The sequence below is a fragment of the Lacinutrix sp. genome (genome assembly GCF_037625555.1).
Classification (GTDB): Bacteria; Bacteroidota; Bacteroidia; order Flavobacteriales; family Flavobacteriaceae; genus Lacinutrix.
In genome coordinates, this window is the sequence record NZ_JASJHV010000065.1 from 15,935 (window position 1) to 37,818 (window position 21,884).

22 protein-coding genes are annotated in these 21,884 nt (G+C 33.8%); 19 read left to right on the forward strand and 3 right to left on the reverse strand.

Translation table 11 applies throughout. The features are described from left to right. Window positions 1–7 precede the first annotated feature (7 nt). From QNK89_RS05180 to QNK89_RS05190, 3 genes are read left to right on the forward strand one after another with little or no spacing between them, the layout of a single operon-like run. On the forward strand, window positions 8–952 hold the full coding sequence (locus tag QNK89_RS05180; RefSeq protein ID WP_340169947.1) for a GSCFA domain-containing protein: 945 nt from the start codon (window positions 8–10) through the stop codon (window positions 950–952). Between the two features lie 9 nt (window positions 953–961). Further along, on the forward strand, window positions 962–1,198 hold the full coding sequence (locus tag QNK89_RS05185) for a hypothetical protein (RefSeq protein WP_340169949.1): 237 nt from the start codon (window positions 962–964) through the stop codon (window positions 1,196–1,198). A gap of 17 nt (window positions 1,199–1,215) precedes the next feature. Then, entirely contained in the window at window positions 1,216–1,461 is a 246-nt protein-coding gene (locus QNK89_RS05190) for a DUF4230 domain-containing protein (protein WP_340169950.1), read from the forward strand. A 150-nt stretch (window positions 1,462–1,611) separates the two neighbouring features. Here the strand turns inward: QNK89_RS05190 and QNK89_RS05195 are convergent, their stop codons facing one another. Beyond that, a complete protein-coding gene (locus QNK89_RS05195; RefSeq protein WP_340169952.1) occupies window positions 1,612–1,923 on the reverse strand; it encodes a rhodanese-like domain-containing protein in 312 nt (103 codons plus the stop codon). Between the two features lie 87 nt (window positions 1,924–2,010). Here QNK89_RS05195 and QNK89_RS05200 point away from each other — a divergent pair, with 87 nt between their 5' ends. The 16 genes from QNK89_RS05200 to QNK89_RS05275 all read left to right on the forward strand — a co-directional run bounded on the left by QNK89_RS05200 (window position 2,011) and on the right by QNK89_RS05275 (window position 19,256). Next, a complete protein-coding gene (locus QNK89_RS05200) occupies window positions 2,011–2,580 on the forward strand; it encodes a TetR/AcrR family transcriptional regulator (protein ID WP_340169954.1) in 570 nt (189 codons plus the stop codon). A gap of 68 nt (window positions 2,581–2,648) precedes the next feature. Further along, on the forward strand, window positions 2,649–3,722 hold the full coding sequence (locus QNK89_RS05205) for a 2Fe-2S iron-sulfur cluster-binding protein (protein WP_340169956.1): 1,074 nt from the start codon (window positions 2,649–2,651) through the stop codon (window positions 3,720–3,722). 96 nt (window positions 3,723–3,818) lie between these two features. Then, window positions 3,819–4,775: a 1,2-phenylacetyl-CoA epoxidase subunit PaaA gene (paaA, locus tag QNK89_RS05210; protein WP_340169957.1), complete on the forward strand. Its 957-nt coding sequence runs from the start codon at window positions 3,819–3,821 to the stop codon at window positions 4,773–4,775. Between the two features lie 76 nt (window positions 4,776–4,851). Then, window positions 4,852–5,142, forward strand: a complete 291-nt coding sequence (gene paaB / locus QNK89_RS05215) for a 1,2-phenylacetyl-CoA epoxidase subunit PaaB (protein ID WP_340169959.1) — start codon at window positions 4,852–4,854, stop codon at window positions 5,140–5,142. A 42-nt stretch (window positions 5,143–5,184) separates the two neighbouring features. Then, window positions 5,185–5,934, forward strand: coding sequence for a 1,2-phenylacetyl-CoA epoxidase subunit PaaC (gene paaC / locus QNK89_RS05220; RefSeq protein WP_340169961.1), 750 nt, complete (start codon window positions 5,185–5,187; stop codon window positions 5,932–5,934). Window positions 5,935–6,033: 99 nt separating this feature from the next. Then, the gene (gene paaD / locus QNK89_RS05225; protein ID WP_340169963.1) at window positions 6,034–6,534 is read left to right on the forward strand and encodes a 1,2-phenylacetyl-CoA epoxidase subunit PaaD; all 501 of its coding nucleotides are present in this window, start codon (window positions 6,034–6,036) and stop codon (window positions 6,532–6,534) included. A gap of 73 nt (window positions 6,535–6,607) precedes the next feature. Beyond that, the gene (locus QNK89_RS05230) at window positions 6,608–7,393 is read left to right on the forward strand and encodes an enoyl-CoA hydratase-related protein (protein ID WP_340169965.1); all 786 of its coding nucleotides are present in this window, start codon (window positions 6,608–6,610) and stop codon (window positions 7,391–7,393) included. Beyond that, the gene (locus QNK89_RS05235) at window positions 7,394–8,566 is read left to right on the forward strand and encodes a 3-hydroxyacyl-CoA dehydrogenase NAD-binding domain-containing protein (RefSeq protein WP_340169967.1); all 1,173 of its coding nucleotides are present in this window, start codon (window positions 7,394–7,396) and stop codon (window positions 8,564–8,566) included. After that, window positions 8,567–8,980, forward strand: a complete 414-nt coding sequence (locus QNK89_RS05240; RefSeq protein ID WP_340169969.1) for a hotdog fold thioesterase — start codon at window positions 8,567–8,569, stop codon at window positions 8,978–8,980. It begins immediately after the preceding gene. Between the two features lie 84 nt (window positions 8,981–9,064). Further along, window positions 9,065–10,276, forward strand: a complete 1,212-nt coding sequence (gene pcaF / locus QNK89_RS05245; protein ID WP_340169999.1) for a 3-oxoadipyl-CoA thiolase — start codon at window positions 9,065–9,067, stop codon at window positions 10,274–10,276. Between the two features lie 223 nt (window positions 10,277–10,499). Then, a complete protein-coding gene (paaZ, locus tag QNK89_RS05250) occupies window positions 10,500–13,037 on the forward strand; it encodes a phenylacetic acid degradation bifunctional protein PaaZ (RefSeq protein WP_340170000.1) in 2,538 nt (845 codons plus the stop codon). A 2-nt stretch (window positions 13,038–13,039) separates the two neighbouring features. Continuing rightward, a complete protein-coding gene (locus QNK89_RS05255) occupies window positions 13,040–13,798 on the forward strand; it encodes an enoyl-CoA hydratase/isomerase family protein (protein WP_340169971.1) in 759 nt (252 codons plus the stop codon). A gap of 83 nt (window positions 13,799–13,881) precedes the next feature. Then, entirely contained in the window at window positions 13,882–14,484 is a 603-nt protein-coding gene (locus QNK89_RS05260) for a transferase hexapeptide repeat family protein (protein ID WP_340169973.1), read from the forward strand. 85 nt (window positions 14,485–14,569) lie between these two features. After that, the gene (locus tag QNK89_RS05265; protein WP_340169975.1) at window positions 14,570–15,868 is read left to right on the forward strand and encodes a dihydrolipoamide acetyltransferase family protein; all 1,299 of its coding nucleotides are present in this window, start codon (window positions 14,570–14,572) and stop codon (window positions 15,866–15,868) included. 89 nt (window positions 15,869–15,957) lie between these two features. Next, on the forward strand, window positions 15,958–17,025 hold the full coding sequence (locus tag QNK89_RS05270; protein ID WP_340169977.1) for a branched-chain amino acid aminotransferase: 1,068 nt from the start codon (window positions 15,958–15,960) through the stop codon (window positions 17,023–17,025). 173 nt (window positions 17,026–17,198) lie between these two features. After that, complete coding sequence (locus QNK89_RS05275) at window positions 17,199–19,256, forward strand: thiamine pyrophosphate-dependent enzyme (RefSeq protein ID WP_340170001.1); 2,058 nt, start codon at window positions 17,199–17,201, stop codon at window positions 19,254–19,256. 62 nt (window positions 19,257–19,318) lie between these two features. On the opposite strand, the gene QNK89_RS05280 is transcribed toward QNK89_RS05275, so the two are convergent. Both QNK89_RS05280 and QNK89_RS05285 read right to left on the reverse strand, forming a co-directional pair. Continuing rightward, the gene (locus QNK89_RS05280; protein ID WP_340169979.1) at window positions 19,319–19,861 is read right to left on the reverse strand and encodes a DUF4136 domain-containing protein; all 543 of its coding nucleotides are present in this window, start codon (window positions 19,859–19,861) and stop codon (window positions 19,319–19,321) included. Window positions 19,862–19,879: 18 nt separating this feature from the next. Beyond that, a complete protein-coding gene (locus QNK89_RS05285) occupies window positions 19,880–21,880 on the reverse strand; it encodes a urocanate hydratase (RefSeq protein ID WP_340169981.1) in 2,001 nt (666 codons plus the stop codon). Window positions 21,881–21,884: the final 4 nt, after the last annotated feature.

Below are 21,884 nucleotides of genomic sequence, written 5' to 3' on the forward strand. Positions count from 1 at the left end.
CCTACTTATGAAACTACAAACCCAAATAAAACTCAAAAACCAAGATAATAATCAAATAGATTATGAGTCTAAACTGTTGCTTTTAGGGTCTTGTTTTTCAGAAAACATTGGTAGTAAATTCCAGTATTATAAATTTCAAAGTATATCTAATCCGTTTGGTATTTTGTTCCACCCTAAAGCTATAGAAAGAATTTTAGAAAGAGCTATTCATAATAAAAAATTTGATGAAAGTGATGTTTTTTTTAACAACGAACAATGGCATAGTTTCGATGTGCATTCACAGTTAAGTAATCCTTCAAAAAAACAATTATTAATAAATTTAAATAAAAATTTAGAGTTAATAAATAAACAAATAACTAATGCCACTCATGTTGTCATAACATTAGGAACTGCTTGGGTTTATAATTTAATTAGTACAGGTAATACAGTTGCAAATTGTCACAAAATACCTCAAAAAGAATATAATAAGATATTGTTATCTACTAAAGATGTTGTGAAGGGTTTACAAGCAACATTAAACAGTATAAAAACCATTAATAGTAATGCTTCAATAATATTTACAGTTTCTCCTGTACGGCATATTAAAGACGGTTTTGTTGATAATACACTTAGCAAGGCTCATTTAATTTCAGCAATTCATCAGTTAACTAATAAAGACACGTTTTATTTTCCTTCCTTTGAGATTATGCTCGATGAACTTAGAGATTATCGTTTTTATAACAGCGATATGTTACATCCAAATAATACAGCTATAGAATATATATGGGAGAAGTTTATAGACGTTTGGATGTCTTCAGAAACTAAAAATATAATGAAAGAGGTTGAGGTTATTCAAATGGGAATGCAACATCGTCCTTTTAACTTTGAATCTAACGCACACCAAAAATTTTTAGAAAATTTAGAAATTAATAAGCTTAAACTCCAAAAAAAACAGCCTAATATTATTTTTTAATTTTAAAGAATGAAAAACACTCTACTTGGCGTACTAATTACTCTAGTCTTTCTGTTTACATTTAAATATTGTGGCGATCAAACTAACGAGAAAGAAGTGCTTCAAGAAAACTCAGCTTTAATTCAAGAGTCTTTAAAAAATGTAGGTAAACTTATTGTAACTGAGGGTCATTTTAGTCAAGTGTTTAACTATAGCAATTCAAAAGCACTATTTACAAATCTAGTTTCTGCAGACAAAAAGCATTAGTCGTTGTAAATGCAGATTTGACTATTGCTTACGATTTAAGTAAAATTGAATATAAAATTGATAAAGAAAATAAAACACTTACCATTCTAAGTATCCCAAAAGAAGAAATAAAAATTAGTCCAGATTTCAAGTATTACGATATTCAAGCTGATTTTTTAAATCCATTTGAAGCCAAAGATTATAATGCGATAAAAGAAACTGTAAACAAACAATTACTAAATAAAATTGAAGCTTCAGAATTAAAAACCAATGCAAAAAAATAGGTTGATAAGTGAGTTGTCAAAATTCTACATACTTACAAATTCTTTAGAATGGACTCTAGAATATAAAAGTAATCCATTAGTAACTTTAGAAGAACTCAAAGCACTCAAATTATAACAAAAATTTAGTCTTAAATGCTAAATGGTATTAAATCAAGAATTAATTTTTTTGCTCAAATTTGTCCACCCACCACCATTAATAGCTTCTATGCCTTTTGCTTTTAAAATAGAAGCAGCACTTCCAGAACGCATACCACTTGCACAGCATGTTATTACAGGTTTATTGTACTTTTTAATTTCATTTATTTTGCCATTTATTATTTGTAAAGGAATATTTTTAGAACCAGGTATTGCACCTTGTTCATATTCATTTTTAGTCCTAACATCAATAATAATAGCACCTCTAGTTAAGAAATCTTTAATTTTATCATTTTTATTGCCAAATAAAATATCTAATAAGTCCATAATTTGATTTTTTTACAGAATACAGAATTTCTTTTCAAAGTATAAGTAACAATAGTTACAACTTATTTTTTTATATTCATTAAATATATGAAGCTCGAAACACGTAAAGACGAATTAATTAAAACCGCAGCAATACTTTTTAAAGAAAAAGGATATAGCGCTGTTACTATGCGAGATATTGCTACTGCAATGGGAATAAAAGCAGCGAGTTTATATAATCACATAAGTTCAAAGCAAGAAATTTTAAACGAAATTATTATATCTCTGGCAGAAGAATTTACTAAAGGTTTGGAACTGATAGTAAATTCTGATAAAAGTAACCTCGATAAATTGAGTCAGATAATAACTTTACATGTAACAATTACAACAAATAATACATCAGGAATGGCATCTTTAAATAACGATTGGATGCATCTTGAAGACCAGTTGGAATATTATCTTGAATTAAGAAATAATTATGAAAAAACTTTTTTAAACATTATTAATCAAGGTGTAAAATCTTCAGAAATTAAGAAAGTCAATCCAGAAATTATAATGTTTTCTATGCTTTCTACTTTACGTTCATTATATCTGTGGATTCCAAATAAAGAAGATTCTAGCGAAAACGATATAGCAAATCAATTAAGTACAATCCTAATTCAAGGAATTAACAAATAGTTAGCATTTTATTTTGTATTTTTGTAAAGCAAACTAACATATGTTAGTTTGTTATTTAAGTACTAAATATGGCTCAATTTTATAAACTTAATATTAAAGATATATACAAGGAAACAGAGGATACGTCTGTTGTGTCCTTCGAAGTCCCAGAAAACCTTCAAAGTATTTTTAAATATACACAAGGACAACACTTAACCTTAAAAGCAGATATTGCAGGAGAAGATGTAAGACGCTCTTACTCTTTATGTTCAAGTCCATTAGAAAACCAATGGAAAGTAGCTGTAAAGCAAATACCCGGAGGTAAATTTTCAACTTTTATAAATAACCAAGTTAAAACTGGAGACCTAATGGAAGTTATGGAGCCTAGTGGTAATTTTAGTGTTTCTGTAAAACCTGAAGGCGCTAAAAATTATCTTTTTTTTGCAGCAGGAAGTGGTATTACACCGGTTTTGTCAATGTTAAAAACACATCTCAAAGCTGAACCAAATGCAACTTGTAAGTTGTTTTATGTAAATAAAACAGCTAAATCTATAATTTTCAAGGAGGAATTAGAGCAATTAAGAAATACTTATTTTGGAAGATTAGAGATTTATTATTTTCTAACAAAAGAACGTCGTGATATCGAACTCTTTAATGGTAGATTCGACGATGATAAAATGAAAGTACTAACAAATACATTTATAGATATTCCAGATACCAGTGAAGTCTTTTTATGTGGTCCAGAAAAAATGGTGAATTATGTTAGTGAGTATCTTATAAACGCAGGTCTGCCAAAAGATTTAGTCCATTTCGAGTTGTTTGTTACTGGGCTAACTGAAGAAGATATAAAAAGAGCAGAACGTCTAGCAAAACAAAATGTTGAAGGCACAGAAATAACAATTGTAGATGGTGGTAAGGAGTTCTCTTTTACTATGACAGAAGAATATGATAATATTTTAGATGCTGCTTTAGGTGCAGGAGCCGATTTACCTTTTGCTTGTAAAGGTGGCGTTTGTAGTACCTGTAAATGTAAAGTTGTAGAAGGTTCTGTAGAAATGAAAATTAATTATGCTTTAGATGAAAAAGAAGTTTCACAACAACTCGTATTAAGTTGTCAAGCAGTTCCAACAGCAGATAAAGTAGTTGTAGATTTCGATGTTTAAAAAGTATGTTTTTTAAGTATCAGATAAAAAAAATAAAGAATAAGAAAAATTAACTCGCTTGTGGTCAAAAGCCAACAGCTAAAAAAAGCTAAAACAATGAGTGAAGCACAAATTAGAAGTTTAGAAAAACAATTCGACGAACGTATCGCTAGAGACGAAAAAATCGAACCTAAAGACTGGATGCCAGAAAAGTATCGTAAAACGCATATTCGTCAAATGTCGCAACATGCACATTCTGAAATTGTAGGTATGTTGCCAGAAGGTAACTGGATAACTAGAGCGCCATCTTTAAGACGTAAGGTTGCTTTATTGGCAAAGGTTCAAGACGAGGCAGGACATGGTTTATACTTATACTCTGCAACCGAAACTTTAGGAATCTCTAGAGAAGAAATGTACGAGCAATTGCACACAGGTAAAGCAAAATACTCATCAATATTTAACTACCCAACAATTACTTGGGCAGATATGGGAGCAATTGGTTGGTTAGTAGATGGTGCAGCTATCATTAACCAGGTACCATTATGCAATACTTCTTATGGACCATATGCAAGAGCGATGATTCGTGTATGTAAAGAAGAAAGTTTCCACCAACGTCAAGGATTTGAAATCATGATGAAACTAGCAAACGGAACACCTGAGCAAAAAGAACTAGCTCAAGGTGCTTTAAACCGTTGGTGGTGGCCAAGTTTAATGATGTTAGGCCCAACAGACGATGTTTCTGTGCATACAGAACAATCTATGAAGTGGAAATTAAAACGTAAATCTAACGACGACCTTCGTCAACAATTTATAGATCAAACAGTACCTCAAGCAGAATTAATAGGATTGACAATTCCAGATGCAGACTTAAAATGGAACGAAGAACGCCAAAGTTATGATTTTGGAGAAATTAATTGGGATGAGTTCTGGCAAGTCGTAAAAGGTCATGGTCCAATGAACAAAGAACGAATGAAAGCTAGAGTTGGAGCATGGGAAGAAGGAACATGGGTTAGAGATGCAGCAATGGCTCACGCAGAAAAGAAACAACAAAGAAAAAGTAAACAAGCAGTTTAAACTTCGTCATTAGTTTTAATGAAATTGTTTTTAGCAATTTCTGATCGTAAAGAAGATGAACAAATAAATAAATATTATGTCTAATAAAAAAAACTGGCCACTTTGGGAGGTCTTCGTAAGAAGTAAAAATGGATTAGAACATCGTCATTGTGGGAGTCTTCACGCTGCAGATGAAGATATGGCTTTAGAAAATGCACGCGATGTGTATACAAGAAGAAGTGAAGGTGTAAGTATTTGGGTTGTAGAATCTAAGCATATTACAGCATCAAATCCAGAAAATAATGGTGAATTATTTGAACCAGCTCATGATAAAGTATACCGTCATCCAACATTTTACGATTTACCAGACGAAGTAAAACATATGTAAAGCTCCTTCATAAAAAGGAATCATATCATTCAAAGATTAAACATGAAAAACGAAAATTTATATAATTATATACTTGGTATCGCAGACAACAGTCTTATCCTTGGACAACGTATGGGAGAGCTTTGTGGTCATGGACCAAGTCTAGAAACAGATATCGCTTGCACCAATATTTCTTTAGATTTATTTGGGCAAGTACGTAGTTATTTTCAGTACGCAGGAAAAATATCAGGAGATGGAAGAACAGAAGACGATATTGCAATGCTTCGTAAAGAATGCGAGTATAGAAACGTGCTATTAGTTGAGCAACCAAATACAAATTTTGCATATTCAATAGGGCGTCAATTTTTATTTGATGTATATCACTTAGCATTTTTAGAACAATTACAAAAAAGTACAGATTTAACATTGTCTGCAATAGCCAATAAATGTATTAAAGAAGTAAGTTATCACGAACGTTTCTCTTCAGATTGGGTAAAGCGTTTAGGAGATGGTACAGAAGAAAGCAAAGCTAAAATGCAAGAAGCTATTAATAGTTTGTGGACGTATACAGATGAATTGTTTCATCAAACTGAAGCAGATAAAGCTATGGTAGCAGAAGGTGTTGATGTTACCAAGTTAAAAGATGCATATTATAAAAACGTGGGTGAGCTATTAGAGGAATCAACCTTAGAAACTCCAGAGTCTAAATGGTTTCAAAAAGGAGGTAAAGAAGGTGTTCATACTGAACATTTAGGATATTTATTAAGCGATTTGCAATATATGCAGCGCGCTTATCCAAATATGGAATGGTAGAAAAAGATTAACGATTGAAGAATAGCGATTTTAGGTTTTAGAAGTATGAGTAAATGAGTAAGAGTTTAAAAATCGTTAATCCACAATTTCCAATTTTTTATGACAACAACAGAACAAAATATAGACAATAAATTAATAGAAATTTTGGAAGCGGTTTCAGATCCTGAAATTCCAGTATTATCTATTATGGATATGGGAGTTGTACGTTCAGCTGTAATTATTAATGATATAGTTAAAGTCGAAATTACACCAACTTATAGTGGTTGTCCAGCAATGGATGTTATTGGTGACGATATTAAAAAAGCACTAAAAGAAGCAGAATACACATCAGAAATCGATTTAATCTTACATCCAGCATGGACAACAGATTGGATTACACCAAGAGGCAGAAAGGCATTAGAAGATTATGGTATAGCAGCACCTTTGGATGCTGAAGCAGATAAAGAGGTACTGCTAAACGGAAAACGAATAGTAAAATGTACTAATTGTAGTTCTCAGAATACACGATTAGTCAGTCAGTTTGGTTCTACAGCATGCAAAGCACAATTTCAGTGTGATGATTGTCAAGAGCCTTTTGATTATTTTAAATGCTTAAAATAAAGTAACCTTAGTTACAATGAAATTCTTTTTTTTAGAATTTCGTATCAAGAATATATAAAGAAACAAAATAGGTATGAGTAATACTTCAATTCTTTTAAAAATTGAAAACAAAGTAGCGTACATAACGCTAAACAGACCAGAAGTCTTTAATAGTTTCAATCGTGAAATGGCATTTAGTCTTCACGAAACTTTAGATGCATGCGAAAAAGATGCTGCTGTTAGAGCAATTGTTTTAACAGGTAACGGAAAAGCATTTTGCGCAGGACAAGACCTTAAAGAAGTAACAGATCCAGATTTAAATCCAGGATTTAAAAAAATATTAGAAGAGCATTACAATCCAATAATTACAAGATTAAGAGCTATAAAAAAGCCAATCATTGCAGCTGTTAATGGTGTATCAGCAGGAGCAGGCGCAAATATTGCTTTAGCTTGTGACATAGTCGTTGCTCACGAAAAAGTGAGTTTTATTCAAGCGTTTAGTTTAATAGGTTTGGTTCCTGATAGTGCAGGAACATTTTTTTTACCAAGACTTATTGGATTTCAAAAAGCTTTAGCATTAGTAATGTTGGGTGATAAAATTTCAGCAGAAGAAGCAGAAAAAATGGGTATGATCTATAAAATGATACCTCTAGAAAACTTTGAAAGTGATGTCGATAGATTAGCTATTAAATTAGCAAATATGCCCACTAAAGCATTAGGATTAATAAAAGAACTATTTAATAATTCAATGACAAACGATTTAGAATCTCAATTAGCTTTAGAATCTAAATTACAAATAGAAGCTGCACAAAGTAATGATTATGCAGAAGGCGTAGCTGCATTTATTGAAAAACGTAAACCAAATTTTAAAGGAAACTAAATGAACGTAGGAATTATAGGTGGAGGCACTATGGGAAGTGGTATTGTGCAAGTTGCAGCAACTTCTGGTTGTAAGGTGAAATTATACGATACTAATCAAGCGGCTTTAGAGAAAGCTAAAGCAGCTTTAGAGAAAATATTATTGCGTTTAATAGAAAAAGGACATATTGAAAACGCTGAAAAATTAAGAATTCAATCAAATATCTCCTATGTTGATAATTTAAAGGATTTAGCAGATTCAAATTTGACTATTGAAGCGATTATTGAAAACCTTGAAATCAAGAAGAAAGTATTTCAAGAATTAGAAAGCTACGTTGCAGACGATTGTATAATTGCATCAAACACGTCGAGTTTATCAATAGCATCAATTGCTGCATCGCTTAAAAACCCTAAACGTTGTGTTGGAATTCATTTTTTCAATCCAGCACCTTTAATGAAGTTGGTTGAGGTTATTCCTGCCATTCAAACATCATACGAAACATTAGAAAAATCAATAGATACCATTACAAGTTGGAAAAAAACAGTTGCTGTAGCTAAAGATACACCAGGATTTATAGTCAATAGAGTTGCGAGACCATTTTATGGAGAAGCGCTTAGAATTTATGAAGAAGGATTAGCAGATTTCGCAACAATAGATCATAGTTTAAAAACTTTAGGAGGTTTTAGAATGGGACCATTTGAATTAATGGATTTTATAGGAAACGATGTTAATTACACTGTAACCGAAACTGTTTTTACAGCCTTCTATTTCGACCCAAGATATAAACCATCATTTACCCAAAAACGCTTTGCAGAAGCAGGCTATTTAGGACGTAAATCTGGAATAGGCTATTATGAGTACGATGAAAATGGAAAGAAAGTCGAGAGTAACGATGTCTTGTTGAGCGCAGTCGAAACGTCTCTTAAAGAACAAATTTTCAATCGCGTTCTAGTCATGCTAATTAACGAAGCAGCAGATGCACTATTTTTAAATATAGCATCAGCAGAAGACATAGATAATGCAATGACAAAAGGCGTAAATTACCCAAAAGGATTATTGGCATGGGCAGACGAGAAAGGCATCGGTTGGTGTGTTACTAAATTAGACGAATTGTATAACGAGTATCATGAAGGTAGATACCGTTGCAGTCCATTATTACGTAAATTAAATAGGGAAAACAAAACCTTTTTTTAAATGAAAGGCGAAGCCATTCCATATAAAATGTTATCCCAAGATGCTTACAGCACTTGGCTAGGCATAGAAATCCTAGAATGTGAAATAGGACGTTGCAAAGTAGCAATGACTATTAGAAAAGACATGCTAAACAGTATGAATAAAGCACATGGTGGAATTAGCTATTCGTTAGCAGATACTGCTTTCGGTTTTGCTGCAAATACACGTGGGAAATATGCGGTTTCAATAGAAACAAGTATAAATCACATTGAAGCTTTAAACGAAGGCGATTATTTAATTGCAGAATCTGTAATAGAAAAAGTAAATAAAAAATTAGGTTTCAATATTATAGAAGTAAAACGAGGAGAAGAACTAGTAGCACTCTTTAAAGGTGTGGTTTATATAACTCAAAAAGATTGGGAAGAAAAGGATTGACGATTAAAAATTGTTAATCCACAATCTAAAAAAATAAAATACTAATTTAAAAAAGAGGCTCAATTTTTGACTTCAATTTCAAACATGGAAGCATATATAATAGACGGCATAAGAACGCCAATAGGTAGCTACAAAGGAACCTTATCAGCTGTTCGTTCAGATGATTTAGGTGCACTAGTCATTTCAGAGATAGTAAAACGAAATCCAAGCATCCCAAAAGAAGCTTACGACGATGTTATAATGGGTTGTGCTAATCAAGCAGGAGAAGACAATCGTAATGTTGCGAGAATGTCGTCTCTATTAGCAGGTTTACCATTTACAGTGCCTGGAGAAACGATTAATCGTTTGTGTAGTTCAGGATTATCTGCAATTATTCACGCCAATCGCGCAATAAAATCAGGAGATGGTGATGTGTTTATTTCTGGAGGAGTAGAGAATATGACACGCGGACCATACGTTATGACAAAACCATCTTCAGCATTTGGAGGTGATTCAAAAATGTACGATTCTACATTCGGATGGCGTTTTATCAACCCTAAAATGCAAAAATTATATGGGACTGATGGCATGGGAAACACAGCCGAAAACCTAGTTGAAAAATATAATATTTCTAGAGAAGATCAAGATAAGTTTGCACATTGGAGTCAAATGAAGGCAACCAGAGCTCAAGAAAATGGTCGGTTAGCAAAAGAAATTATTACAGTAGAAATTCCACAACGTAAAAAAGACCCAATACTTTTTTCAAAAGACGAGTTTGTAAAACCAACAACATCTTTAGAAATATTAGGAAAATTACATCCAGCCTTCAAAAAAGAAGGTGGAAGCGTGACAGCTGGTAACTCATCTGGATTAAACGATGGAGCTGCAGCAACAATTATAGCATCAGAAGAAGCAGTAAAAAAATACAATCTAAAACCATTGGCAAGAATAGTAAGTTCTGCAGTTGTTGGTGTCGAGCCAAGAATTATGGGAATTGGTCCTGTTCAAGCATCAAACAAAGCTTTAGAAAAAGCCGGTTTAACTATGGATGATATAGATGTAATTGAACTCAACGAAGCATTCGCAGCACAAGCTTTAGCGTGTACTCGTGCTTGGGGATTAGTAGATGATGACACAAGACTGAATCCAAATGGTGGTTCAATAGCTATTGGTCATCCATTAGGAGTTACAGGAGCAAGAGTTGCATATTCTGCAGCTTTAGAATTGCAAGAGCAAAATAAAAAATATGCATTAATTACTATGTGTATAGGTGTAGGTCAAGGTTATGCAGCGATAATTGAAAATGTAAATATGTAAAATAATTTAGTCGTTACCACAAGGGTCGCGCTTTCACTACTCGCTCTTTTTGAGAAAAACAAAAAGGAGCTCAAACAAACCGTTCAATCGCTAACGCGTGCGTAATGGATTAAAATAAATATAAGATTATAAAAATTAACGATTAACAAATAACGATTTAAGAAGTATGAGTAAGCCATTCATAAATCAAAAATCGTTAATCAAAAATCTTAAATAAGATATGATTAACAAGATTCAACACTACGTCCAAGGGCAATGGACAAACGGAAAAGAAGAAGGAACACCAATATTAGATGCTGTTACTGGTGAGGCATTCACAAGTGTTGCAATTGAAGGTTTAGATGTTCCAGAAATTCTTAACTACGGTAGAACAAAAGGAGGAGAGCAACTGCGAAAAATGACCTTTCAAGAGCGTGGTAATATGCTTAAAAGTCTAGCACTATATCTTACAAAAAGAAAGGATGCTTTCTATGATTTGAGTTATAGAACAGGAGCAACTAAAGTAGACAGTTGGATTGATATAGAAGGTGGTTTTGGAAACTTATTCGCTAATGCGTCTTTAAGAAAACTATTCCCTAATCAACCCTATCACGTAGAAGGCGATCCTATCGATTTATCTCGTGGAGGGCGCTTTATGGCACATCATATTATGGTGCCTAAAAAAGGTGTTGCAGTGCATATTAATGCATTTAATTTCCCAGTTTGGGGAATGTTAGAAAAGTGTGCAGTAAACTGGATGGCAGGAGTGCCTGCTGTTGTTTTACCAGCACCATCAACATCTTATTTAGCAGAATCCGTAGCAAGAGAAATAATAGCTTCAGGCATTTTGCCAGAAGGTTCTTTACAAATTATAAATGGAACAGTTAAAACTATTTTAGATACTGTAGAGTCTCAAGATGTAGTGACTTTTACAGGTTCAGCAAGAATTGGACGTTTACTTAAAGCACATCCAAGATTAATTGAAGAATCTGTGCCATTTACAATGGAAGCAGATTCTTTAAACGCTTCTATTTTAGGAGAAGATGCCGTTCCTGGAACTCCAGAATTCGACTTGTTCGTTAAAGAAGTAAGAAAAGAAATGACAGTAAAAGCTGGACAGAAATGTACAGCGATTAGAAGAATTATAGTTCCAGAAAATTTAGTTGATGATGTTCAAGTTGCTCTAGGAAAAGCTTTAGATAAAGTTACCATTGGAGATCCAAGACTTAAAGAAGTGAGAATGGGATCGCTAGTAAGTCATCAGCAAGTACAAGCAGTTAGAGATTCAGTAAATGATTTGTCTAAAGAAGCACAAATTGTTTACGGCAGTTTAGACAACATTAATACTATTGGAGCAGATTCAAAAAAAGGAGCTTTTATTAGCCCAATTTTATTAAGAGCAGACAACCCATTCCAAAATACAGTCATTCACGAACGCGAAGCATTTGGTCCAGTAAGCACAATAATGCCTTATAAAAACTTAGACGAAGCTATTTTATTAGCGCAAATGGGTAAAGGCTCATTGGTATCTTCAATTGCTACTAATGATGATAAGATTGCTAAAGATTATGTAGTAAACACAGCTAGTCATCATGGACGTATTATGGTTGTTAATCGTGATATGGCTAAAGAAAGTACAGGTCATGGTTCTCCACTACCATATTTAGTTCATGGAGGTCCAGGACGTGCAGGTGGAGGAGAAGAAATGGGAGGAATGCGTGGTATTAAACATTATTTGCAACGTACAGCAATTCAAGGTTCACCTTCAACTATTACTGCGATTACAGGTATTTATCAGCAAAACGCAAAATATACAGAAACAGAAGAGCATCCATTTAAATACCATTGGGAAGATATTGAAGCTGGTCTGTCAATGAAAACGCATAAGCGTACATTTACGGATACAGATATTCAGAATTTTGCTAATTTAACTTGGGATCATTTTTATGCACATACAGATATTACTTCTTTAGATGGAAGTATTTTTGAGAAAAGAACAGCCCATGGCTATTTCATTATATCAGCAGCAGCAGGACTATTTGTTTATCCAAATAAAGGACCAGTAGCAGCTAACTACGGTCTAGATAGTATTCGATTTTTAAGACCACTATACCATAACGATACCATTTACGTCCGTTTAACGTGTAAAGAAAAGGTCGATCGTGATGTCGCTTCAGCAGAGCATCCTAATGGTATTGTAAAATGGCATGTTGAGGTGTTTGATGCTAATTTCGAAAACCGACCAGAAAGTCAAAAAAACGAAAAAGACAGTCCATTAGTAGCTGTTGCGACCATTTTAACAATGGTTCAAAAGAAGCAAGAAACATTTGTTGAAATGACAGAGGATAAGATTGGACAATTATTATCACAATTAAAACCAGAATTGAAGCCTAAATGGGGAATCATGACACCACAACATATGATTGAACATTTAGAATATACTTACAAAATTGCTTCAGGTGAGATTCAAGATTTTGAAATTGCAACACCAGAGACCATTTTAGATAAAGTACATAACAGTTTATGGAATTACGATAAGTTTCCAAAAAACTCTCAGTTTCCGCAATTGGAGAAAGATAAACTAGATTATTTAAAACATGAAGATTTAGCAACAGCCGTTGTTAAATTTAAAGAACAACGTGGAAAATATTTAGAGTTTTTTAAAGAAAATCCAGATACCAAATTGAAGAATTTAGTTTTTGGTGAGCTTAATAAGTATGAATTATATCTGTTAGAAAGGAAACACCTTAATCATCATTTTGAACAATTTGGATTAATATAATTATGTCAGAAAAAACACCATACGTAACAATAGAAATAGAAAACGAAGTAGGCTACATAGAATTTTTTCATCCTGCTCATAACTCTTTACCAGGAGGCGTTTTAGCAAAATTAGCAAACACCATTTCAGAAGCAGGAGAGAATGATGCCATAAAAGTTATTGTTTTAAAAAGCGGAGGAGATAGAACCTTTTGCGCAGGAGCAAGCTTCGAAGAATTAATTAATATAGACGATGCAGCGACTGGAAAAGTGTTCTTTTCAGGTTTTGCAAATGTAATAAATACTATGCGTAAATGTAAAAAGTTTATTATCGGACGTATTCAAGGAAAAACAGTAGGAGGTGGCGTTGGTTTAGCCGCTTCTACAGATTATTGTATGGCTTCAAAATTTGCAGCAATTAAATTAAGTGAACTAAATATTGGTATTGGACCATTTGTAGTTGGACCAGCAATTGAGCGTAAAATAGGATTAAGCGCTATGTCGCAAATTGCAATAGATGCCAATTCGTTTTATCCAGCAGAATGGGCAAAACAAAAAGGATTATTTACTCAAGTTTACGAAAATACAGAAGCACTAGACGACGCTGTAAAAACTACAGCAGAACATTTATGTACTTACAACACGGAAGCCATGCTAGAAATGAAAAAAGTATTCTGGACTGGAACAGATCATTGGGATGATTTGTTAGCTGAACGTGCTCAAACAAGTGGAAGATTGGTGCTTTCAGATTTTACAAAAGAAAAATTGAAAACATACAAATAGAAACGTCATTGCGAGGACAAAGGCCGTGGCAATCTCTTCATGAGATTCCTGCACTTCATTCGGAAATATAATAATAATTTTACATGATCTATTCATTCAAAGGTTTTACTCCAGTTGTTCACGAATCTAGTTTCGTACATCCTTTGGCTGCTGTAACCGGAAATGTAATTATAGGCAAAAACTGCTATATAGGTCCAGGCGCTGCAATTCGTGGTGATTGGGGACAAATTATTTTAGAAGATGGTGTTAATGTCCAAGAGAACTGTACAGTGCATATATTTCCAGGAAAGTCTATTATACTAAAAGAAAGTGCACATGTTGGTCATGGAACCATTATTCATGGTGCGAATTTAGGTAGAAATTGCCTAATCGGTATGAATACAGTCATTATGGATGATGCAGAAATTGGAGATGAAAGTATAGTAGGAGCCATGGCTTTTGTAAAAGCAGAAACCATTATTCCAAAACGAAGCTTAGTTGTTGGAAACCCAGCAAAAGTAATCAAACAGGTTAGCGATGATATGATAGCATGGAAAACCAAAGGTACTCAATTATACCAACAGTTGCCAGCAGATTGCCATGAGAGTTTAAAAGAAGTAGAACCACTAAGAGCGGTTCCTGAAAATATGAAAATTCAAGAAGACGTTTACAAAACGCTTCGTGATTTTATGAAAAGAAATGATTAACGATTGGAGAATCATGATTGGAGATTTAAGAAGTGAAAAACTTCAAAAATCAAAAACCGTAAATCAACAATCTTAAATTAATACAATGTCAAAATTCGAATTTAAAATGCCCAAACTGGGTGAGAGTATTACAGAAGCAGCCATTATTACATGGTTTAAAAATGTAGGCGATACTATAGAAGAAGACGAAATGCTTTTAGAGGTTGCAACAGATAAAGTAGATTCTGAAGTGCCTTCAACAGTATCAGGAGTTATAGAGGAAATTTTATACGATGCTAATGCTGTTATTAAAATAGGTGAGACTTTGGCTATCATTAAAACAGATGGAACATCAAAAGTTTCTAAAAAAGATGCAAATAAAAAAGTTGAAAAGACTTCAGCAGAAAAACCTAAAGTAGTAAAAAAACCTAAATCTAGTCCAGTTGAAACCTCAGATCAATTTAGTGTTTCAAATTCAAACACTTTCTTTTCACCATTAATACTAAAAATAGCAAAACAACATCATATTAGTTTTGAAGAATTAGCAAGAATTCCAGCAACAGGTCAAGAAGGTAGATTACGTAAAAGTGATGTTTTTCAATATATAGACGAAGGACGACCTTATAAGTTTGCACAACCAGTTGCTAAACAAGACCCAACAGCTTATCGTATTCCACAATTAAAATTTGATAAAGGAAAAGGTAAGGTAATTGAGATGGATCGTATGCGACAAATGATTGCAGATCATATGGTGTATTCAAAACACACCTCTCCTCATGTTACAGCCTATGTTGAAGCAGATCTAACCAATATGGTGAATTGGCGAAATGCGAATAAAGTCGCTTTTCAAGAAAAATATGGCGAACGTTTAACATTTACACCTTTGTTTGTAGAATCTGTTGCAAAAGCGGTAAAAGATTTTCCAAATATTAATGCATCTGTAGACGGTAAAAATATTATTGTAAAAGAAGACATTAATATTGGTATGGCAACGGCACTTCCTGGTGGAAATTTAATTGTGCCAGTAGTAAGAAATGCTGACACAAAAGATTTAAAAACAATAGCAGCTAATGTTAATGAACTAGCAAATAAAGCAAGAAAGAATAATTTAAAAGCAGACGATATTCAAGGCAGTACATTCACAATTTCTAATGTTGGAACTTTTGGTAGCGTAATGGGTATACCAATAATTAACCAACCAGAAGTTGCAATTATAGCTTTAGGGATTATTAAAAAAAGACCAGAAGTTATTACAACCGAAAAAGGAGATGAAATAGCTATAAGAAGCATGATGTACTTGTCTCTGTCTTTCGACCATCGCGCAGTAGATGGCTTCTTAGGTGGAAGTTTTGTAAGACGCGTAGCAGATTATTTCGAGCAATTTGATACTAACAGGAAAATTTAAACCATTTTGTGGATTTCTGCGAAGACAATAATCCACAAAAACCGATTATTAAAAATAGATTCCTGCTTTCGTAGGAATGACCAGACATTATGAAACAAAATATAGTAATAACTAAAGTCGTACAATCTAAAGTTGAAGGCATCGATTTTAACAATATTCCATTAGGCACAACATTCACAGACCATATGTTTATTTGTGATTATAATAATGGTACTTGGGAAAATCCAAGAATAGAACCTTTAGGACTAATACCAACACATCCAGCAGCAATGGCTTTGCATTATGGTCAAGCTATTTTCGAAGGCATGAAAGCAACTGTAGATGGTGAAGGTAATCCAATGTTATTTAGAGCAGATAAAAATGCAGCACGATTAAATGCAAGTGCAGACCGTATGGGAATGCCAGATTTTCCTGAAGAGTTATTTGTCGAAGGTTTAAAACAATTAGTAGATTTAGAGCGTAATTGGATCCCACCAACAGATGGTAGCTCACTTTATTTAAGGCCATTCATGTATGCAGATGAGCCATTTATTGGTATGCGTGCGGCAACACATTTTAAGTTTATAATTATGGCATCTCCAGCAGGACTGTTTTTTAGTAAGCGCATAAAATTGTGGGCAGAAAAGCAGTACATACGTGCTGCAAATGGAGGAACAGGAGAAGCTAAAGCAGCAGGGAACTATGCAGCAGCCATTCGTCCAACAGAATTAGCAAAAGCAAAAGGTTACGACCAAGTGTTATGGTTAGATGCAGTAGAGCATAAGTACATTCAGGAAGTTGGAACTATGAATATTTTCTTTAAAATTAATGGTGAATTTATTACACCAAAACGCGACGGTTCAATTCTAGATGGTATTACTAGACTTAGTGTTATTTCAGTTTTAAAAGACAAAGGTTTCAATGTAATAGAACGCGCCATCACAATAGATGAAATAGAAGAAGCCTCTCAAAAAGGAATCTTAGAAGAAGCCTTCGGTACTGGAACAGCAGTTGGTATTGCTTATATTCAAGAGATTGGAGTAGATGGCAAAACAATTTATGTATCCAATGAAAGTCCAGTAGGTTTAGAAGTAAATAACACTTTAAATGCCATTAAAACAGGAAAAGTAGAAGACAAGTTTGGTTGGATGATTAAAGTTGAAAACCAGTTAGTTTAAAATAATTAGGGCGTTACCTAAAGGTCGGGCTTTCACTACTCGCTCTCTGCTAGGAGCTTAAACAGACCGTTCAATCCCTAACGCACAAGTAACCGTTTTGTCATTCTTGCGAACGCAGGAATCAACAATGAAAGTAAAATGTATAATTAATGAGATTCCCACTCTCGTGGGAAATGAATATGGAAAAAAACATACTAGAAAAAGGGTTTTCAAAACTCTGCACAGCAAAAGCGATGTCAGAATTATACGAAGCTAATTTTAAACAAGTTTCAAAATACGTACATGCTACATCAAGAGGTCACGAAGCAATTCAAATTGCTTTAGGACTACAGTTATTACCTCAAGATTATGCGTTTCCTTATTACAGAGACGATGCGATGTTACTATCATTTGGTTTAGAACCTTATGATTTGATGTTGCAATTATTAGCAAAAAAAGACGATCCGTTTTCTGGAGGAAGAACTTATTATTGTCATCCAAGTTTAAAAGACGACGATAAACCAAAAATTCCACACCAATCTTCAGCAACAGGAATGCAAGCTATTCCAGCAACAGGAGTTGCTATGGGAATGCAGTATAAAGAATTACAAGGTTTAGATGATAAAACACTAAAAGATTTACCTTTTGTGGTTTGTTCTTTAGGTGATGCATCTGTAACCGAAGGTGAAATTGCAGAAGCCTTTCAAATGGCAGCCTTAAAACAAATGCCAATTCTGTATTTAGTACAAGATAATGGTTGGGATATTAGTGCCAATGCAGCAGAAACAAGAGCACAAAATGCTTTTGAGTATGCACAAGGTTTTCATGGATTAGATGCTATTTCAATTGATGGTGCAAACTTTACAGAAAGTTACGAAGCCATAGAAAAAGTAATACATACTATTAGAACAGAACGCAGACCATTTTTAGTACACGCAAAAGTACCTTTGTTAAATCACCACACTTCTGGTGTAAGAATGGAATGGTATCGAGACGATTTAGAAGAGGCACGCTCTCGTGATCCCTATCCAGTAATAAAACAACAACTATTAGATGATGGTTTTTCTGAAAAAGAAATTTTAGATATAGAATACTCTGCAAAAGCAAAAGTACAATCTGATTTTGAAAAAGCGTTAAAACAAGAAGATCCAAGACCTGAAGATTTATTTACACACGATTTTGTTCCCACTCCAATTACAGAAGAAAAAGGAACACGTGCTCCAGAAGGTTCAGATAAAGTGGTTATGGTAGATTGTGCCTTATTTGCGGTTGAGGAATTAATGAAAAAATATAAAGAATGTTTACTTTATGGTCAAGATGTTGGTGGTAGGCTAGGTGGTGTTTTTAGAGAAGCAGCAACTTTGGCTCAAAAATTTGGAGACGACCGTGTATTTAATACACCAATTCAAGAAGCCTTTATCGTCGGTTCAACCGTTGGTATGAGTGCCGTTGGGTTAAAACCTATTGTTGAGGTTCAGTTTGCAGATTATATTTGGCCAGGCTTAAATCAATTATTTACAGAAGTCAGTAGAAGTTGCTATTTAAGTAATGGTAAATGGCCTGTAAGCATGATTCTTCGTGTACCAATTGGTGCATATGGAAGTGGTGGTCCTTACCATTCGTCTTCTGTAGAAAGTGTGATTACAAATATTAGAGGTATTAAAATTGCCTATCCTAGTAATGGAGCAGATTTAAAAGGTTTAATGAAAGCCGCATATTACGATCCAAATCCAGTAGTTATCTTGGAGCACAAAGGTTTATATTGGTCTAAAGTGCCTGGGACACTAACAGCAACTTCAGTTGAACCTTCAGCAGATTATGTGTTGCCATTTGGTAAGGCTTGCGTTCTCCAGGAAATTTGGAAGCAAGAAAATGTTGAAACAATCACTATTGTTACCTATGGAATGGGAGTACATTGGGCTTATAATGCTTCAGGAGAATTAGGAATGCGTGATCAAATAGAAATTATCGATTTACGTACGTTATTTCCTTTAGATGAAGATACAATTATGAAATCTGTAAAGAAAACAGGTAAATGTTTAGTAGTTACCGAGGAGCCTTCAAATAATAGTTTCGCTAGAGCTTTAGCAGGAAAAATTCAAGAAGAATGTTTTAAATTTCTAGACGCTCCTGTTATGACTATTGGTAGTGAGAACATGCCTGCAATTCCATTAAATTCTACTTTAGAACAAACCATGATTCCATCTACAGAAAAAGTAAAAGCTAAAATTGAAAGCTTGTTTAATTATTAGTTATTCTATTAAACAGAGATAAAAAAAAAGCGATTCTTTTAAGAATCGCTTTTTTTATGTTTTTAACTTTCCATTCCTGGAGGATATTCGGTCATAATCTCAGTAACAAATTTATTTATTCTTTCAATTTTCCTATCAACGTTAGATGAACTTGTTAAATAGCCAGAGCCTTTGCCTTGCCAAACTAACTCTTTCTTTTTAGCATCTATTAAATCAATATATAAAGAACCTTGCATAGTTGTACTTACATTATTATTAAAGTTGTTTCCCCAAAAAGGGCTCCATCCCCAACCATATCCAAAACCATTGTTCCAAACGTTAACTTTTTGTCTTTCTTTAGTAAAAATATTCACTAATAAATCTGGATTTTCAGATTTTGTAAAGCCTTTTGCAAGCATTTCTGTTTCAATAGCACGAAGAATTCTACGTTTATCTAGATCACTTATTTCAGCTTTATCAATACCAGTTTTAAAAAAAGCGAAGGTCTTGTATGAATCAAAATTTGCATTTTTATCATAATCTGATGCTACACGAACAGAAGAACATGAACTCATTATTATTAGCAAAGCTAATAGTGGTAATGTTTTTTGAATTAATTTTTTCATAGTTAATTTTTTTAATAGTTATAACGAGTCTATTATAGAATCATCTACTGTATTTGGTAATGTTACTTTTAAATTAGGCTCTATTTCCATGGCGCGTTTTATTGCGAAAACTGCACCTTCGTTTCTAGCCCAACTTCTTCTTGAGATACCATTATTAACATCCCAAAATAACATTGATTTTAAGCGCTTAGATGCTTCTTTACTACCATCAAGAACCATACCAAATCCACCATTTATAACTTCTCCCCAACCAACACCACCACCATTGTGGATGCTTACCCAAGTGGCACCGCGAAAACTATCTCCAATAACGTTATGGATGGCCATATCTGCTGTAAAACGTGACCCGTCGTATATATTACTGGTTTCTCTATATGGGGAATCTGTACCAGAAACATCATGGTGATCTCTACCTAGTATTACTGTTTCTATATCTCCATTTGCAATGGCTTGGTTAAAAGCTTCAGCAATTTTTGCTCTACCTTCTGCATCTGCATATAGTATTCTAGCTTGAGAGCCTACAACCAATTTGTTTTCTTGCGCACCTTTTATCCATTGAATATTATCAGCCATTTGTTGCTGAATTTCTATTGGAGACTTCTTTTTTATTTCTTCTAAAACAGCACAAGCTATAGCATCAGTTTTTGCTAAATCTTCTGGTTTTCCTGAAGCGCATACCCAACGAAATGGTCCAAATCCATAATCGAAGCACATTGGTCCCATAATATCTTGAACGTAACTTGGGTATTTAAACTCTTTTCCTATTGTAGGTGTTTCAGACATGATATCTGCTCCAGCTCTTGAGGCTTCTAGTAAAAAAGCATTTCCGTAGTCGAAGAAATAGGTGCCTTTTGCAGTGTGTTTATTTATAGCGTCTGCATGACGACATAAGGTTTTTTGAACTTCTATTTTAAATTGTTCAGGATTAATAGCCATCATTTTATTCGCTACTTCAAACGAAAGTCCTGTTGGATAATAACCACCAGCCCAAGGATTATGAAGAGAGGTTTGGTCGCTTCCTAAATCTATATGAATATTTGCCTCGTCAAATTTTTCCCATACGTCGACAATATTCCCTAAATAAGCTATAGATATAACTTCTTTTTCTGCTTTAGCCTTGTTTACACGTGTTACTAATGCATCTAAATCGGTTATTTTTTCATCTATCCAACCTTGATCAAGTCTTACTTGTGTAATCTTAGGGTTTACTTCTGCACAAACTGTAATACAACCTGCAATATTTCCAGCTTTTGGCTGTGCGCCAGACATACCTCCTAAACCAGAGGTTAAAAAAAGGTTCCCTTTTGGTTCTTTCCCTATTTTCCTAAAACCATTTAATACTGTAATTGTTGTGCCATGTACAATACCTTGAGGACCAATATACATATAGCTTCCAGCCGTCATTTGTCCATATTGTGTAACACCTAATGCATTAAACTTTTCCCAATCGTTTGGTTTAGAATAGTTAGGAATCATCATGCCATTTGTTACCACAACTCTTGGTGCTTCTTTGTGTGAAGGAAATAATCCCATAGGATGACCAGAATACATTACAAGTGTTTGCTCGTCGTTCATTTCTGCTAGGTATTTCATTGTAAGACGATATTGTGCCCAATTAGAAAATACACCACCATTTCCACCATACGTAATTAGCTCATGTGGATGTTGCGCTACTGCATAATCCAAATTATTTTGAATCATTAACATTATTGCTGCGGCTTGTTTTGATTTCGCAGGATATTCGTTAATTGGTCTAGCGTACATTCTGTAATCTGGACGCAAACGATACATGTAGATTCTACCGTAAGTATCTAATTCGTTCTTAAATTCAGTAATTAATGTTGCATGCTGTTTTTTATCGAAATAACGCAAGGCATTTCGTAGTGCTAATTTTTCTTCCTCTTTAGTAAGTATTGCTTTACGTTTTGGTGCGTGATTTATATCTTTTTCGTATGCTTTTAAAGCTGGTAATTGCTCTGGAATACCTTCTAAAATTTGTGATTTAAAACTTGAAATCATTATA